The organism is Streptomyces sp. NPDC051172 (assembly GCF_040682555.1).
In the GTDB taxonomy this organism is placed as follows: domain Bacteria; phylum Actinomycetota; class Actinomycetes; order Streptomycetales; family Streptomycetaceae; genus Streptomyces.
Genome location: NZ_JBFBBE010000484.1, coordinates 1 through 1044 on the forward strand (window position 1 = coordinate 1; position 1044 = coordinate 1044).

Here is a 1044-nt window from a genome sequence, read left to right on the forward strand (position 1 = left end):
GTGAGCACCTCCCCCTCCGGCTCCCACGTCGCCGAGCCCGGCGCGGCCACCGCGGACCGCGGGCAGCTGCACCGCGGCCTGAGCCAGCGGCACATCATGTTCATCGCCCTGGGCACGGCGGTGGGCACCGGCCTCTTCTACGGCTCGGCCGGCGGCATCCAGACCGCCGGGCCGGGCGTGATCCTGTCCTTCCTGATCGCCGGCGCCGCCGTGTTCCTTGTGATGCGCGCCCTCGGCGAGATGACGCTCCGTGAGCCCGTCTCCGGCTCCTTCGCCGCCTACGCCTCCCGTTATCTCGGCCCCTTCGCCGGCTACGTGACCGGCTGGACCTTCGTCTTCGAGCTGGCCGTCGTGGTCGTCGCGGACACCGCCGCCATCACCACGTACATGGCGTTCTGGTTCCCGGAGGTCCCGGCCTGGGCCTGGGTCGCTGCCACGATCCTCGTGGTCGGCCTGATCAACTTCACGCACGTCGGCAACTTCGGTGAGGCCGAGTTCTGGCTGACGCTCGTGAAGGTCGGGGCCATCGTGGCGATGATCTTCGGCGGTGTGATCCTGCTCTTCACCGGCGCCTCCACCGCGGACGGCACCCAGGCCAGCCTGGCGAACCTCGTGGACCACGGCGGATTCCTGCCGCACGGCATCCTGGGCGTGCTGACCGCGCTCACCATCGTGACCTTCTCCTTCGGCGGCATCGAGACCCTCGGCGTGGCCGCGGGCGAGGCCAAGAACCCGGAGAAGGTGCTGCCCAAGGCCATCAACACGGTGCCGATCCGCATCCTGTTGTTCTACGTGCTGACGATGGCGGTCATCATGGCCCTCGTCCCCTGGAACCAGGTGGACGGCAAGGCCAGCCCGTTCGTGCAGATCTTCGAGGGCCTCGGCGTCCCCTTCGCCCCGCACCTGCTGAACTTCGTGGTGCTCACGGCCGCCGTCTCCGCGATCAACGCCTGCATCTACGCGTCCGGTCGCCTGCTCTACGCGATGGCCCACGACGGCCAGGCGCCCCGGGCCTTCACCCACACCAACCGCGGCGGTGTGCCG

Annotated in this window: 1 protein-coding gene; it reads left to right on the forward strand. The window is 69.7% G+C overall.

Translation table 11 applies throughout. The annotated features are described in order from the left end of the window. The coding region (locus AB0N07_RS52110; RefSeq protein WP_365848150.1) for an amino acid permease at window positions 1-1044 on the forward strand (1044 nt) is incomplete at both ends.